The organism is Hyphomonas sediminis, assembly GCF_019679475.1.
GTDB classification, from domain to species: domain Bacteria; phylum Pseudomonadota; class Alphaproteobacteria; order Caulobacterales; family Hyphomonadaceae; genus Hyphomonas; species Hyphomonas sediminis.
Genome location: NZ_JAIEZP010000001.1, coordinates 1,418,473 through 1,432,875, shown reverse-complemented (window position 1 = coordinate 1,432,875; position 14,403 = coordinate 1,418,473). Strand labels below are relative to the sequence as shown.

The 14,403-nt window shown below is 61.9% G+C and carries 14 protein-coding genes; 3 read left to right on the top strand and 11 right to left on the bottom strand.

The features are described 5' to 3' along the window. Positions 1-37 precede the first annotated feature (37 nt). A complete protein-coding gene (locus K1X12_RS07195) occupies positions 38-604 on the top strand; it encodes an outer membrane beta-barrel protein (RefSeq protein WP_220986935.1) in 567 nt (188 codons plus the stop codon). 94 nt (positions 605-698) lie between these two features. On the opposite strand, the gene pepF is transcribed toward K1X12_RS07195, so the two are convergent. From pepF to K1X12_RS07180, 3 genes are all read right to left on the bottom strand, one after another. Then, positions 699-2,645 carry an oligoendopeptidase F gene (pepF, locus tag K1X12_RS07190; RefSeq protein WP_220986934.1) on the bottom strand — a complete coding sequence of 649 codons (1,947 nt, stop codon included), beginning with the start codon at positions 2,643-2,645 and terminating at the stop codon, positions 699-701. An 81-nt stretch (positions 2,646-2,726) separates the two neighbouring features. After that, complete coding sequence (locus K1X12_RS07185) at positions 2,727-3,014, bottom strand: type II toxin-antitoxin system RelE/ParE family toxin (protein WP_439649723.1); 288 nt, start codon at positions 3,012-3,014, stop codon at positions 2,727-2,729. Then, positions 3,011-3,250 carry a type II toxin-antitoxin system ParD family antitoxin gene (locus tag K1X12_RS07180; protein WP_220986932.1) on the bottom strand — a complete coding sequence of 80 codons (240 nt, stop codon included), beginning with the start codon at positions 3,248-3,250 and terminating at the stop codon, positions 3,011-3,013. The genes K1X12_RS07185 and K1X12_RS07180 overlap by 4 nt, the downstream gene beginning before the upstream one ends. Positions 3,251-3,381: 131 nt before the next feature. On the opposite strand from K1X12_RS07180, the gene K1X12_RS07175 reads away from it, so the two are divergent. Beyond that, positions 3,382-3,912, top strand: coding sequence for a hypothetical protein (locus K1X12_RS07175; protein ID WP_220986931.1), 531 nt, complete (start codon positions 3,382-3,384; stop codon positions 3,910-3,912). Positions 3,913-4,013: 101 nt separating this feature from the next. Here K1X12_RS07175 and rpoD read toward each other — a convergent pair whose 3' ends face one another. From rpoD to K1X12_RS07155, 4 genes are all read right to left on the bottom strand, one after another. Next, positions 4,014-6,011, bottom strand: coding sequence for an RNA polymerase sigma factor RpoD (gene rpoD, locus K1X12_RS07170; protein ID WP_220986930.1), 1,998 nt, complete (start codon positions 6,009-6,011; stop codon positions 4,014-4,016). A gap of 79 nt (positions 6,012-6,090) precedes the next feature. After that, positions 6,091-7,962 carry a DNA primase gene (gene dnaG, locus K1X12_RS07165; RefSeq protein WP_220986929.1) on the bottom strand — a complete coding sequence of 624 codons (1,872 nt, stop codon included), beginning with the start codon at positions 7,960-7,962 and terminating at the stop codon, positions 6,091-6,093. A 129-nt stretch (positions 7,963-8,091) separates the two neighbouring features. Then, positions 8,092-8,832: a PRC-barrel domain-containing protein gene (locus K1X12_RS07160; protein WP_220986928.1), complete on the bottom strand. Its 741-nt coding sequence runs from the start codon at positions 8,830-8,832 to the stop codon at positions 8,092-8,094. A gap of 164 nt (positions 8,833-8,996) precedes the next feature. Continuing rightward, positions 8,997-9,491 carry a GatB/YqeY domain-containing protein gene (locus K1X12_RS07155; protein ID WP_225907907.1) on the bottom strand — a complete coding sequence of 165 codons (495 nt, stop codon included), beginning with the start codon at positions 9,489-9,491 and terminating at the stop codon, positions 8,997-8,999. A 162-nt stretch (positions 9,492-9,653) separates the two neighbouring features. On the opposite strand from K1X12_RS07155, the gene carA reads away from it, so the two are divergent. Further along, entirely contained in the window at positions 9,654-10,811 is a 1,158-nt protein-coding gene (gene carA / locus K1X12_RS07150; protein WP_220986927.1) for a glutamine-hydrolyzing carbamoyl-phosphate synthase small subunit, read from the top strand. Between the two features lie 206 nt (positions 10,812-11,017). Here carA and K1X12_RS07145 read toward each other — a convergent pair whose 3' ends face one another. The 4 genes from K1X12_RS07145 to K1X12_RS07130 all read right to left on the bottom strand — a co-directional run bounded on the left by K1X12_RS07145 (position 11,018) and on the right by K1X12_RS07130 (position 14,293). After that, positions 11,018-11,644, bottom strand: coding sequence for a CoA transferase subunit B (locus K1X12_RS07145; protein ID WP_220986926.1), 627 nt, complete (start codon positions 11,642-11,644; stop codon positions 11,018-11,020). Positions 11,645-11,759: 115 nt separating this feature from the next. Then, positions 11,760-12,461, bottom strand: a complete 702-nt coding sequence (locus K1X12_RS07140) for a CoA transferase subunit A (protein WP_220988822.1) — start codon at positions 12,459-12,461, stop codon at positions 11,760-11,762. A 131-nt stretch (positions 12,462-12,592) separates the two neighbouring features. Beyond that, a complete protein-coding gene (locus K1X12_RS07135; RefSeq protein WP_220986925.1) occupies positions 12,593-13,603 on the bottom strand; it encodes a fumarylacetoacetate hydrolase family protein in 1,011 nt (336 codons plus the stop codon). A 138-nt stretch (positions 13,604-13,741) separates the two neighbouring features. Continuing rightward, positions 13,742-14,293: a VOC family protein gene (locus tag K1X12_RS07130; RefSeq protein WP_220986924.1), complete on the bottom strand. Its 552-nt coding sequence runs from the start codon at positions 14,291-14,293 to the stop codon at positions 13,742-13,744. Positions 14,294-14,403 lie beyond the last annotated feature (110 nt).

The window sequence follows — 14,403 nt, the reverse complement described above, 5'->3', positions numbered from 1 at the left end:
CGCTGGTAAAGTTAATTAGATTTTTTGGGGGTTCGCCTTGTTCAAGAATATCCGCCTTGTGGCCGCGCTCGCTGCCGCTGTTGCCACCGCTCCGATCGCTGCCGCTGAGGACTTCCAGTTCTCCGCGGGCGGCGAATACCTGTTCGATTCTGCCGATTCCGAATTCGCCTTCACCGGCATCACCGGCCGCGGCGCCTACTATTTCAACAAGAACGTCGGCATCGAAGGCGAAGCCACGTTCGGCACCAGCGGCGCCGACAATTATGGTGGCTCGGGCATCAACTTCGATCTGGAAAACCAGTTCGGCGGCTACCTCGTCGGCCGCATGCCGGCTGGCCAATCAGGCGAACTGTTCGGCCGCGTCGGCTTCCGCGCCGGTACGCTTTCCGTTACCAGCGATTCTGGCTGGTTCTACATCGACGAAGAAATCGACTATAACGGCTTCTCGATCGGCGGCGGCTACACCCACTTCTTCAACAAGTCGCTCGGCCTTCGCGGCGAAGTCACCACGAGCGGCGCCTCGCTCGACAACAACTTCTCGCCCGACGGCAACCTGACCAGCTTCTCCCTGTCGCTCGTCTACAAGTTCGGCGGCAAGGAATAAGCTTCCCGCCTTCCGGCAACAAAACAAGAAGGGCGGCCCTCGGGCCGCCCTTTTCATTTCCGGAATTTGCACCGGGCACGGATGGCCGCGCGGCCTATTCCTCGTCGAGCAGTGCTTCCATCCGGTCCATGATGTCGTTCATCCGGCGCACCACGGCCTGGTAGGCGTCTGGCTTGGTCATATCGAGCCCGGCCTCCTTCATCAGGATGTCGTGCGGATGGGCCGAGCCACCTGCTTTGAGCACCTTGATGAAATTATCCCGCACCTGCTCGTCCCCGGCCAGGAACTGCTCGGCAAACCAGGCCGCGCCGGAAACCGAGGTGGCGTACTGGTAGACATAGAACTCGTAATAGAAGTGCGGAATGAAGGCCCATTCGACCGTATAGGCGTCGTCAATCTTCATCACGCCGTCTGCTTCGCCATGATACTTGCGCAACAGCTCGGCATAGATCTCCGTCAGGCGCGCGCCTGTCAGCGGCTCGCCGCGCTCGGCGGCCTCATGGATGGCCAGCTCGAACTCGCCAAACATCGTCTGGCGGTAGAATGTCCCGCGCAGGCTCTCCAGGGCGTAGCCCAGATAGTAGAGCTTTTCCTCTTTGGTCTGAGCATGCTCGATCATGTATTCTTCAAGCAGGATCTCATTGATCGTCGAGGCGATTTCAGCGGTGAAGGTTGAATAGCCCGCCGTCTCGAATGGCTGCTCTGACTTGGCCAGCATCGTGTGCACGGCGTGGCCCCACTCATGCGCGAAGGTCGAGAGGGAGTTATAATCGTCATTGTGGTTGAGCAGCACATAGGGGTGCACATCATACGCCGAACCCGACATATACGCGCCGGTCTCCTTGCCCTCCTGCGGATACACATGCATCCACTCCTGGCTCAGCCCCTCGCGCAGCATGCCCAGATATTCCTCGCCGAAGGGCTTCAGCGCCTCGAAGGTGATCTCCTTGGAGCGCTCGATATCGAACGTGCCGGTGTCGGCCTCGATGATCGGCGGATAGATGTCGTAATAGCGCAGGTCTTCCACGCCCAGCATCCGTCCCCGGAGCTTCAGGTAGCGGTGGAACACCGGCAGCGCGTCGTTCACCTGCGTGACAAGCTGGGTATAGATTGCCGGCGGCAGGGCGTCGTCAAACATGTTGCGCTGGAGCACGGAGTCGAAATCCCGCGCCTTCGCCCGGAAGATGGCAGACTGCACCTGCGCGTTCAGCGTCGCGCCCATGCCGCTTTCATACTGCTTCCACGCCGCCCAGAACGTGTCGAACACGGCCTGTCGGTCGTCGCGGTTGGCCGCGCTGCGATAACGGGAATAGCCCGCCTGGTTCAGCTTCACTTCCGTCCCGTCGGCCAGCGTCAGCGACGGCCACGGGATCGAGGCATTGGCGTAAAGGCTGTAGATCTGGTTGGGCTGCGAGAGGGCAAGGCCCGCCTGCGCCATCAGGGCTTCGCCCTTGTCGTCCAGCGTATGGGGCGCGTTGCGCAGCGTGTTCTCCAGCGAGAAGCGGAAATCGGCAAGGCCCGGCTCGGCCTTGAGATAGGCAGTCACCTTCTTCTCGCCGAGGCTCAGCACTTCGGGGTCCATCCAGCTCGTCGCCTCGCCCAGTGACTGGAACAGGTTCTGCGCCTTGCCGAAACGCTCCTGCCCTGCGGCGTCGCGCTGGTCCTCGTCATTCTTCAGCGAAGCATAGGTGTAGAGGCGGATGGCATCCTTCGCGACCGCTGAGGTCTGCTTGTAGACGTCGGCCATATGCGCGGCGCTCTTGCCCAGCGTGCCCTTGTTGGCAGCCAGCCCCGCGACACGGCCCTGAACCTCCGTGAACGCCGCATCCCAGGCTTCAGGCGTTTCATAAAGGTCGGTCAGGTCCCACGCGATCTGCTCGCGCTCCACGGCAGGCGCTTCAGCGACAGGCTCAGCCACCACGGGCACGTCGGCCACAGGCGCGGCCGGCGCTTCAGCCGGCGCCGTCGCGCAGGCGCCAAGCGCAATCAGAACGCCCGCCGCAGCGGAGGCTTTGAGAAGTCTGGAAAAATCACGGATCATGGCATCGGCCCCACCTTATCGTTTATCGAGAAGGGAACAGGATCACGGATGCGCTCGCCTGGCAAGCGCATTTGCCGAATTTCAGATATCCGGCGTCCAGTCTTCGTGCCCATGGCGGACACGGACGATGTAGACCTCACCCTTCTCGATCCGATAGAAGATCAGGTGGGCTTCATGCCGTTGAATGCGGTAGGGTCTGGCAAACTCTGTACGCACCCGGTTTGCCTCAGGAAATTCTGAAATGAGCCGGAACGCTTCATGCAGCGCCCGCTGATAGGATATGGCCTGCTGCTCACCGAATTGGCGGACGCCTTGCCGATAGATTGCTTGCAGATCGACGAGCGCCTGACGCGATAGACGCAATCTCACGTTTTCGCCTGCGCCCGAACGCTTTCGAGGAGGTCTTCGGCTGATATCTCGACAAAGCCGCTGGCCTCGCCTTCCTCAAGCAAGACGTTCAGCGCCGCGATCTTCTCCTGCTTGATCTGCTCCCGGCGGATCAGGTCGCGGATCACGTCAGAGGAATTGGCATATTTGCCATCCTCGGCCTGCGCCTCCACCCAGGCTTTCATCTGATCGGGGAGAGAGATGTTCATCGTGGCCATGGGGGCACTCCTTCTGAGGAGAAGGTGGCGACTATGGCAAAGATTGTCAATCATGGTTGCGCAAGCCTTAAGAGATTGCGTTGTGGCCGCAGAAAATCTCGCTTACGCTGAAAGGCTATGGAGTTGGGGACATGCTCACATACACGATGAACTCCACTATGGAGCAGTTGCAGACTGAAGGATTTGTGCAGCTGGAGTTTAGCTGCAAGGATTGCAAGAAAGTCCGCAATCGCTGGCTCAGTGATATTGAAGCCTTTCTAACCTTACGACAGATTCAGGCCGGGTCAGCTTGCGGTTCTTGTGGTCAATCGACGCAATATTTGAAACCGCTACAACAGCAGCACAGCACTAAAATTTCCGAACCAAACCGGCGAATCGAACAGGTGAGGCCCACACCGCGCCCAATAAAAATCCAGGCGAAGCGGATTGATGATGATATCGTTGCTGAAATTTTCGATTCATACAGCAACTACGTGACTTCACGCGCACGTAAGAACGTAGTTGAGCGGCTGATAACATCTGGACGCAAATGGGAGCATCTAAGTTCATCTGAACAACGATTTCTGCTCGAGCAAGAAGCAGATCGAATCCGAGCAGCCCAACTAGTCCAAGGCGGCAAATTCTTGGCTGGTTTGTTGTTGGGTGTTCCGACTTTATTCTGAACAGCGGTATAGGTGCGGTTCGATAGAGTGGGCGGTGCCCCGATTTTAGACCGTCAATCCTATGTAAAAGGGCGGCCCTCGGGCCGCCCTTCTTGTTTCGATCAGGTATCCAGGAAGCTCCGCAGCTTCCTTGACCGGCTCGGATGCTTCAGTTTACGGAGCGCTTTGGCTTCGATCTGACGGATCCGTTCGCGGGTCACCGAGAATTGCTGGCCGACTTCTTCCAGCGTGTGGTCGGTGTTCATGCCGATGCCGAAGCGCATCCGCAGAACGCGTTCCTCACGCGGCGTGAGCGAGGCCAGAACGCGGGTCGTCGTCTCGCGCAGGTTCGACTGGATGGCCGCGTCCACCGGAAGCAGCGCCATCTTGTCCTCGATGAAGTCGCCGAGGTTTGAATCCTCGTCGTCGCCAATTGGCGTCTCCAGCGAGATGGGTTCCTTGGCGATCTTGAGAACCTTGCGGATCTTCTCGAGCGGCAGGCCCAGCTTCTCGGCCAGCTCTTCCGGGGTCGGCTCGCGGCCGATCTCGTGCAGCATCTGGCGCTGTGTACGGATGATCTTGTTGATCGTCTCGATCATGTGCACCGGGATACGGATCGTCCGGGCCTGGTCCGCAATGGAGCGGGTGATGGCCTGACGGATCCACCAGGTGGCATAGGTCGAGAATTTGTAGCCGCGGCGGTATTCGAACTTATCGACCGCTTTCATCAGGCCGATATTGCCCTCCTGGATGAGATCCAGGAACTGAAGGCCACGGTTGGTGTATTTCTTCGCAATCGAGATCACGAGGCGGAGGTTGGCTTCCACCATCTCCTTCTTCGCGATGCGGGCTTCGCGCTCGCCCTTCTGCACGGTCTGGACGATCCGGCGGAAGTCGTCGATCGGAATACCGATTTCCTGGGCGATCTCGCCGATCTCGTCGCGCACCACCTGAACTTCTTCGCCCTTGCCATCGACAAGGCGTTTCCATTTCGGCGAAATTTCGCGCACGCGCTCGGCCCAGTCGGGCTCCAGCTCGCTGCCGATATAGGCCTGCAGGAATTCCTTACGCGGAACGCCATGCGCATCGGCCAGACGCATCAGCTTGCCCTCAAGGCCCATCAGCTTCTTGTTGATGGCGTAGAGCTGTTCGACGAGGGCTTCGATCCGGGCGTTGTTGATGTGGATCGTCTTCAGATTTTCCACGATCAGCAGCGACAGCTCGTCATACTCGCCTTGCGCTTTCGGGGTGAGGTCCTTGCCTTCGATGCGGCGGGTCAGCAGGCGGTCCTGCAGCTTGCGGAAGCGGCCAAAGGCGTCAGCGATCTCGTCGAGCTTGGCGAGCACGCCCTCGCGCAGCTCCCCTTCCATCGCCGACATCGACATCGCCACGGCGTCGTCTTCTTCTTCCTCTTCCTGCTGCTGCTGGCGCAGACGCTCGGCCTCCACCTCATCGACCTCTTCGGCCGAGCGGCGCTTACCCTTGACGGGCGCAGGCTCAGGAGGCTTTTCCTCGATCGGCTTGGGCTCGGGCGGCGGGTTTTCCGCGCCATAGGTCGCTTCCAGGTCGATCAGGTCACGCAGCAGGATGCGCTCATTCATGAGCTCATCGCGCCACACCATCATGGCCTCGAAGGTCAGCGGGCTTTCGCACAGGCCGCGGATCATCGCGTCCCGGCCAGCCTCGATGCGCTTGGCAATGGCGATCTCGCCCTCGCGGGAGAGGAGTTCGACAGCGCCCATCTCGCGCAGGTACATGCGCACCGGATCGTCGGTCCGGTCGCTGCCACGGGCATTGCCCTTCTTGGCGACGACCTTCTTGTCCTCGATCTTGGTGAGCGCCTTGCCCTGCTCCTCGGCCTCTTCTTCGGTCTCGACGACAGCGATGCCCATTTCCGAGATCTGGGACATCACATCCTCGATCTGGTCAGAACTCATGTCGGAATCCGGCAGAAGCTGGTTGATTTCGTCATGGGTGATAAAGCCGCGCTTCTGGGCGCGCTTCAGAACCTTTTTGACGTCAGTGGCGTTAAAATCGACAAGGCCACTTTCATTGTCCTTGTCTTCTTCACCGTCGCCATCACCGGCCGTGTTCTTTTTCTTCTTCGTGGCTATCGCCATGTTTCAGCCTTCTCCCGTCCGGACCCGGCAGCCTCTCTCCAGACCGCCTGCCAGTTGCCTCTCGCCTTGCCGCTACCGCTCAGCTGTCGCCGTGTTTGCTGGATGCTTCGTTCATACGGGCTTTCAATGCCCTGCGCTCAGCAACCATTTGGTGCCGTCTCCGCCATTCTTGCGGGGACAGCGTAGGGTCCGCGCTCGCACTATCCGTGCCAGAGCCCGTCTCCTGGTCGCTGGAACGCCGTATCACCACGTATTGCTCTAGAGCGATCAGCCATTCCCGAGCCTCGGACCCATTGGCCGCTATGTGAGGCGTTGCGGGATAATCTTTGAGCAGACCGGCAGCACGTATGTTCCCAGAATTCGCTAGATGGGCGGTGATTGTCCCGCGGTCAATGGGGATTCCGTCATTTGCAAGGTCAAGAACTGCATCGCGCAGCCTTGCGACATCGGCGTCAGCCGGTGTGCATTGGGCGAGCAGCTCGGCGCCCATCGCCAGCAGGCCCGGATTATCGACCGCGCGCAGGATGAGGTTCAGCCCGGCAATATTCTCCGGCGCCCCCTGCTTGAGCACTTCCTGGGCCGGCTCGCCGCCTGCGGGAATCTGTCCCGAACCGGGCCGTCCCCGTTTGAAACTGTTGGCGCGCTTGGCCTCGCGGAGCTGCCACAGATGGTCCCGCAGCCGGGATTTCAGGTCGCGTTCATAGGCCGCCTTCACGCCGGCATGGCGAATATGCCCGCACGCCCCCATCAGCCGCGCTTCCAGTCCCGCCTGCCGCTCGGGCGTATCCACCGGCTCAGCGTCCCGCTCGCGCCGCCACAGCAGCTCCGACAGCGGCAACCGACCGTCCAGCTGCTCGGCCATCGCCATCCGCCCGCGTTCGCGGATCAGGTCATCGGGGTCCATGCCATCGGGCAGCAGCACAAAGAAGACAGACCGCCCCGGCTCCACAAACGGCAACGCCCGGTCCAGCGCGCGATAGGCGGCGCCCAGGCCCGCCCGGTCGCCATCGAAACACATCACCGGCTCTGGCCCCGCCCGCCAGATCAGCTGCAGCTGTTCCTCGGTCAGCGCCGTGCCCAGCGGGGCCACAGCATTGCCAAAGCCCGCCTCGCACATGGCGATCACGTCCATGTAGCCTTCGCAGACGATCAGCCCGCCGCCCTCGCCATGGCCCAGCGCTTCCCGCGCCGCCTTGTAGCGGTACAGAACGTTCGACTTGTGGAAGAGGCTCGTATCGCCCGAGTTCAGGTATTTCGGCTTGGCATCGGGCTGCAGCGCGCGGCCGCCGAACGCGATGATCCCGCCGCGCGAATCCGGAATGGGAAACATCAGGCGCCCGCGGAACATGTCGTAGGGTTCGCCGCCCCGGTCGCTTTCCTTGATGATGCCCGCTTCCAGCAGCTCGCCGTCCGTGAAGCCCTTCTCGTGCAGGTGCGCGCGTGTGCGGCGCCAGTCATCGGGCGCGTAGCCGAGGCGATACCGGCCCCAGCTCGTCGCGCCGAGCCCCCTGCCCTCCAGATAGCTGCGCGCGCCGGCCCCTTCATTGGATCGCAGCCGTTCCTCGAAGAACTCCGCCGCCGCCTCGCACGCCGCCTGCAGCCGTTTGCGATGGTCGTATTCTTCAACCGCCGCCGGGCTCGCCTTCGGCAGGGCCATGCCTGCTTCTTCGGCCAGCTTCTCCACCGCTTCCATGAAAGAGAGCCGCTCGGTCTCCATCACGAAGTTGATCACATCCCCGCCCATGCCAGAGGAGAAGCATTTGAAGATGCGCTTCTGGTCGTTGACATAGAAGCTCGGCGTCTTCTCCGCCGTGAAGGGAGAAAGCCCCACCCATTCCTTGCCCTTCTTGGTCAGTTTCACCTTGCGCCCGATCACATCCGAAGGCCGGATACGGGCCTTCAGCTCCTCGACGAACCCATCGGGAATGCGAATGGTGGGGGCAGATGACATCGGGCTGAGAATACCTCTTTCGCGGCGCGGCGGATACGCAACATTGGCATCCCGTGCAAATTTACAATGCGCGCAAAAGAAAAGGCCCCGCCTTGCAGCAGGGCCTTCCGGATCAATCGCTGACGACGATTATTCCCAGCGGTACATCGGGGCTTCGTCGAGCTCGGCCTGGTCGATATCCACCACCAGCTCGCCATCGCTATCGCCCTCGGCGACCTTGATCGCATTGGCGTTGATCACGACCTGCTCGGTCGTTGCCAGGCCCGGCGAAATCACGGCGTAGCGCAGCTCACCGCCCTCGGTCAGGATCAGGTCGTTGACCCGCACCATGTCGCCGCTGAAGCTCAGCGCCGGAACAGCGCCCATCATTTCAGAAGCCAGGCGATAGTCATTCATCTCTTCCTGCTCGAACTCCGGCAGGGTTTCGAGGCTGTCCTCGGACATCGCGACGATCAGGTCCGGCTCATCGCCCACCTCGCCGGGCGTCACCGAAGCGGCCTCAAAGGCCAGCGTGCGCAGGTCGCCGCCAAGGCCGCTGACGCCGCCATCGCGGATCAGGATCACGGGCTGCATACCCTCGGTGCCCAGGAACACGTCAGCCACAGTCGCAATCTCTTCGCCGGCGGGATTGTGCACCGAGGCGCCGATCAGGTCGGAGGCTTCCAGCTCGCCCGAGGCAAGCGTGTACTCTACGCGGTCGCCGGTTGCTTCAGCGGTCTGGGCAGTCGGGTCTTCAAGGTCGGCAACCTCTTCAACCTGTGGGCCGCTCGTTTCATAGCCGGCCGTCTCGATCGACTGGCTGGTGTCGGAACAGGCAGCCGCCCCAAGCATCAGGGCAGCGGCGCTGGCAGTCGCAAACAGGGTCTTCATGGCACATTCCTTTCCGGTGGTTTCCATGGCGGACCAACGGGGCGTGCACCCTCGGGTTCCAGAACCTTTCCAAGGTTTCAGACTCCGGGCGAGAACATGGCAGCCCCACGCAGGCCTCTTCAGGCCCGCGTCGGTCTTCGGATTGGAAAAATGTCAGGCTGGTTTCAGCTCTGGGTCAGCGCGGTGCGAACGGCCTTGCCGGCGCTGGCGGCTTCAATCTGGCCGGGATAGCGGTCCTTCAGCTCGGTCACGCAGCGGCCCAGATCCTTGAGCTTGGAGGCGCCCAGATCGTCCACCACCTGCTTGACCGCAATGTCGAGCGCCCTGCCCGACAGGGGCTGCGGCAGGAAAGCATTGATAATCGAAACTTCCTCACGCTCGCGGATGGCCTCCTCCAGGCGGCCCTCCTCTTCATGCTCGCCGGCGGACTCTTCGCGCTGGGCAATCATGATCTTCAGAACGCGCTGCACATCGGTGTCGGGGCAGCCTTCGCCCTCGCCCCGACCGCGCGCGCACACATCGCGGTCGCGGATGGCACACTCGATCAGGCGCAACGTTTGCAGCCTGGTCTCGCTGTCCGTCTGAGCGGATTCGTCCTTAAGCGCCTGTAGAATCCGGGCCTTCAGGCCCAAACACGCAGAAATGTCTTCCCGGCCCATGCCGAACCCGTACCTTTTCTACACTCCGCGACACCGCCTTGCTTGACGGTGCGGAGACTCAGCCCCAATAAGCTGCCGAGTTTTAGCCCGACCGGTTAAAACAGCGTCAACCAGCAAAAACCAACGGCGAGGGGTATATCTTCCATGAGCAGGAATCAAGATATGGACTCAGCGACCGGCGCTCTGGCCCTTGAAGATGGGACGATTTTCGCCGGGTTCGGCGCGGGCGCAACCGGTATCAAGGTTGGCGAGCTGTGTTTTAACACCGCGATCACGGGCTATCAGGAGATCCTGACGGACCCCTCCTACGCTTCCCAGATCGTCCTGTTTACCTTCCCCCACATCGGAAATGTCGGCGCAAACGCCGATGATCAGGAAGAATCGACCACCGCAGCCGCTGACGCAGCGCGCGGCGCCATCTTCCGCGAGCCGATCACGGCGCCCTCCAACTGGCGCGCCACCGATGATTTCGGCGCCTGGCTGGCCAAGCGCGGCGTCATTGGCCTCTCCGGCATCGACACCCGCGCCCTCACCAAGCGCATCCGCGAAAAAGGCATGCCCAAGGCCGCCATCTGTCACAAGCCTGAGGGCAAGATCGACTTTGCCGCCCTCGTCGAGCTGGCCAAGGGCTGGGAAGGCCTCGACGGGGCAGACCTCGCCGATGTCGTCGATCAGGAAGCCGTCTACGAGAACACCGCCGGCCTCTGGAAGCCGGGCACCGGCCACGAAACGCTGGCGAATGCCGAATTCCATGTCGTCGTCGTCGATTTCGGCGTGAAGAAGAACATCCTGCGCAACCTCGCCAATGCCGGCGCGCGCGCAACCGTCGTCAATGGCGACGCGACCGCTGAGGAAATCCTCGCCCTGAAGCCCGATGGCGTCGTCTTCTCCAACGGCCCCGGCGACCCGGCCGCGACCTTCCAGCGCTCCGGCGGCATGATCAAAACCCTCGTGGCGTCCGGCCTGCCGATCCTCGGCATCTGCCTTGGCCACCAGATGCTCGGCCTCGCCCTCGGCGCAAAAACCAAGAAGATGGCGCAGGGCCACCACGGCGCAAACCATCCCGTGAAAGACCTCACCACTGGCAAGGTGGAGATCGTCTCGATGAACCACGGCTTCACCGTCGATCCTGAAACCCTCCCCCCCGGCGTGGAAGAGAGCCACCGCTCCCTCTTCGACGGCACGAATTCGGGCCTCTCGGTGAAAGACAAGCCGATCATCTCGGTCCAGCACCACCCCGAAGCCTCCCCCGGCCCGCAGGACAGCTTCTACCTCTTCGACCGGTTCGCCGGCCTGATGCGCCAGCATCGCGGGAAGTAATCCGCAAACGGATTTTCTCATCCGTCTTGCGCCGACGCGCAATCTACCTCCCCTGCGAAGCGCGGGAGGTGGTTGGCGGAAAAATCCCTCAGCTTCGTCATCCCGGAAAGCGCGAAAGCGCTTGTCCGGGACCCAGGGCCACGCAAAACTGGTTCCCGGACATTTGCTCCGCAAATTCCGGGATGACGGCGAAAAGCGCCCGGTACTTAAACCAGCTTCGCCTCGGTCTTGGATTTCACTTCATCCATCGTCACGCCCGGCGCCAGCTCGATCACCTTCAGCCCGCCTTCGACCACATCCATCACGCAAAGGTCGGTGATGATGCGGTTGACGACCGCCTTGCCGGTCAGCGGCAGGGTGCATTCCTTCAGCACCTTGCTCTCGCCCGCCTTGTTGGCGTGATCCATCACGACCACCACGCGGCCAACGCCGGCCACCAGGTCCATCGCCCCACCCATGCCTTTGACCAGCTTGCCGGGGATCATCCAGTTGGCAAGGTCGCCATTCTCCGCCACTTCCATCGCGCCGAGGATCGCCATGGCGATCTTCCCGCCCCGGATCATCGCGAAGGATGTCGCGCTGTCGAAATAGGCCGTCTGGGGCAGTTCGGTAATCGTCTGCTTGCCCGCATTGATCAGGTCGGGGTCTTCCTCGCCCTCGAAGGGGAAAGGCCCCATGCCGAGCATTCCGTTCTCGGACTGAAGCGTCACGTTCACACCGTCCGGAATATGGTTCGCCACCAGCGTCGGAATCCCGATGCCGAGGTTCACATACATCCCGTCCTTCAGCTCCTGCGCGGCCCGCGCCGCCATGTCATCACGTGTCCAGGGCATCTTCAGAAACCTCCGCTCATCCCCGCGAAGGCGGGGATCTGGTTCGGGATAAGGGATTGTTTGCCGCGCGAGGCCCCCGCCTGCGCGGGGGAAAGCGGACGAAAGAGTGAAACGCTCATGCCCGCTTCCTCACAGTCCGCTGCTCGATCCGCTTCTCATGGCGCCCCTGCACCAGCCGGTGCACATAGATGCCCGGCAGGTGGATGCCGTCCGGATCAAGCTCGCCCGGCTCCACAATCTCCTCGACCTCCATCACGCACACCTTCCCGCAGGTCGCCGCTGGCAGGTTGAAGTTGCGCGCGGTCTTGCGGAAAATGGCGTTGCCCGTCGTGTCCGCCTTCCAGGCTTTCACGATGGCAAGGTCGGCAAAGATGCCCTCTTCAAGGATGTAGGTCTCCCCGTTGAATACCTTTTCTTCCTTGCCCTCGGCAATCACGGTGCCAACGCCGGTCTTGGTGTAGAAGCCCGGAATGCCCGCGCCCCCTGCCCGCATCCGCTCGGCGAGCGTGCCCTGCGGGTTGAACTCCAGCTCCAGCTCGCCGGAGAGGTACTGCCGCATGAACTCGGCATTCTCGCCGACATAGCTGCTCATCATCCGCTTCACCTGCCGGCTCTCCAGCAGCACGCCGAGGCCGAAGCCATCCACGCCCGCATTGTTGGAGGCGACCGTCAGGTTCTTCACGCCGCTCTCGCGGATCGCCGCAATGGAAAGCTCCGGAATGCCGCAGAGGCCAAAGCCGCCTGCTGCGATCAGCATGCCGTCGAACAGCAGCCCGTCGAGCGCTTCTGCCGCCGAATTATAGACCTTGTTTGCCATCCGGCCCATCTCTCCCTTGTCCATGCGCCTGGGTTCAAGCCGCGCGCGGCCGCTCATGCCCAGCCTATCATATTCTGCCGCGCCCTGAATGCCTCAGCGCGCGCAAAATTTCAACACTTGTTGAAACAGGCTTACGCCGCCTCAACCGTCTGCTCGATGGCGCCAAAGATCGAATGCCCGGCCGCGTCCAGCATCTCGATGCGCACGGTGTCGCCCGGCTTCATGAACGGCGTCTTGGCCGCCCCGCTGGCAATCGTCTCGATCATGCGGATTTCCGCGATGCAGGAATAGCCCAGCCCGCCTTCGGCCACCGGCTTGCCTGCCCCGCCATCGGCGCCCTTGTTGGAAACGGTGCCAGAGCCGACGATCGATCCAGCGCCCAGCGCGCGGGTCTTGGCCGCATGCGCCACCAGCCGCGGCAGGCTGAACGTCGCGTCCTCGCCCGCATTCGCCCGGCCAAAAGGCGCGCCATTCAGGTCCACCCGCAGCGGCAGGTGCACAAGGCCGCCCTTCCACGCTTCGCCCAGCTCGTCCGGCGTCACCGCCACGGGCGAGAAAGCCGAAGCCGGCTTCGACTGGAAGAAGCCAAACCCCTTGGCCAGTTCGCCGGGGATCAGCCCGCGCAGCGACACATCATTGCAGATCATCACGAGGCGGATGGCCTCAGCCGCCTGCGCCTCGCTCGCGCCCATCGGCACGTCGCCGGTCACCACCGCGATCTCCCCTTCCATGTCACAGCCCCAGGCCACATCCTTCAGCGGGATCGCGTCGCGCGGGCCAATGAACCCGTCGCTGCCGCCCTGATACATCAGCGGATCGGAATAGAAGCTCTCAGGCACTTTATCCCCGCGCGCCGCGCGCACCAGCTCTACATGGTTGATATAGGCAGACCCGTCCGCCCACTGATAGGCACGCGGCAGCGGGCTCTCGCAATCATGCTCGTGGAAGCGGAAGGTCGGCACAGAGCCCAGCTCCACCTGCTCGGCCAGCATGGCGAGCTGCGGCCCATAGATCTCCCACTTGTCCAGCGCCGCCTGCAACGTCGGCGCAATCCGCGCCGCATCCGTCGCCCGCGTCAGATCCTTCGAGACAACAACAAGGCGCCCATCCCGGGTGCCGTTTTTCAGGGTGGCAAGTTTCATGTCTGGTGTTTCCTGTCCGTCATCCCGGAATTTGCGTAGCAAATGTCCGGGACCCAGTTTCTGTGGATATGTATGCGGTCTGGGTCCCGGATAATCGCTACGCGATTTCCGGGATGACGCAATCTCTGTGATTGGAAATTACTTCGTCTCTTCCGCAATCTTCTCATGCAGCCACGCCGCATGCCTCGGCGCCTTCTTCGTCTGGCTCCACTCTTCAATCATCGGCTCAGCGACAGACTTCAGCTGCGCCATCTGTTCCGGCGTGCCGATGTCGGCGGCCAGCTCCAGCCGGTGCCCGTTGGGGTCGAAGAAATAGATCGACTTGAAGATGCCGTGATGCGTCGGCCCCAGCACGTCGATGCCCAGCCCTTCCAGATGCGCCTTCGTCGCCAGCAGCTCGTCCAGCGAGCCGAGGCGGAACGCGATATGCTGCACCCATTGCGGCGTGTTCGGATCGCGCCCCATTTCCGGCTGCTCGGGCAGCTCGAAAAAGGCCAGCACATTGCCATTCCCCGCATCGAGGAAAATGTGCATATACGGATCATATGCCCCCGTCGAGGGCACATGGTCCTCGGCAATCGCCAGCTGGAAATCCATGCCCAGCGTCTTCTTGTAGAACTCCACCGTCTCCTTCGCATCCTTGCAGCGATAGGCGACATGGTGAACGCCTTTGAGTTTGGGAGTGGTCATCATCTTTCTCCGTCCTGCCGGAGGCTCATCCTGAGCGAAGTCGAAGGATGCGCCGCCTGGCGGAACATTTGCAAGCCCGCGCCCGCCCTTCGACTTCGCTCAGGGTGAGC

Coding starts and splice junctions, on each gene's coding strand:
- pepF (WP_220986934.1), bottom strand. CDS start 2,645: ATGATCCGTGATTTTTCCAGACTTCTCAAAGCCTCCGCTGCGGCGGGC.
- K1X12_RS07180 (WP_220986932.1), bottom strand. CDS start 3,250: ATGGCCACGATGAACATCTCTCTCCCCGATCAGATGAAAGCCTGGGTG.
- K1X12_RS07175 (WP_220986931.1), top strand. CDS start 3,382: ATGCTCACATACACGATGAACTCCACTATGGAGCAGTTGCAGACTGAA.
- rpoD (WP_220986930.1), bottom strand. CDS start 6,011: ATGGCGATAGCCACGAAGAAGAAAAAGAACACGGCCGGTGATGGCGAC.
- dnaG (WP_220986929.1), bottom strand. CDS start 7,962: ATGTCATCTGCCCCCACCATTCGCATTCCCGATGGGTTCGTCGAGGAG.
- K1X12_RS07160 (WP_220986928.1), bottom strand. CDS start 8,832: ATGAAGACCCTGTTTGCGACTGCCAGCGCCGCTGCCCTGATGCTTGGG.
- K1X12_RS07155 (WP_225907907.1), bottom strand. CDS start 9,491: ATGGGCCGGGAAGACATTTCTGCGTGTTTGGGCCTGAAGGCCCGGATT.
- carA (WP_220986927.1), top strand. CDS start 9,654: ATGGACTCAGCGACCGGCGCTCTGGCCCTTGAAGATGGGACGATTTTC.
- K1X12_RS07145 (WP_220986926.1), bottom strand. CDS start 11,644: ATGCCCTGGACACGTGATGACATGGCGGCGCGGGCCGCGCAGGAGCTG.
- K1X12_RS07140 (WP_220988822.1), bottom strand. CDS start 12,461: ATGGCAAACAAGGTCTATAATTCGGCGGCAGAAGCGCTCGACGGGCTG.
- K1X12_RS07135 (WP_220986925.1), bottom strand. CDS start 13,603: ATGAAACTTGCCACCCTGAAAAACGGCACCCGGGATGGGCGCCTTGTT.
- K1X12_RS07130 (WP_220986924.1), bottom strand. CDS start 14,293: ATGACCACTCCCAAACTCAAAGGCGTTCACCATGTCGCCTATCGCTGC.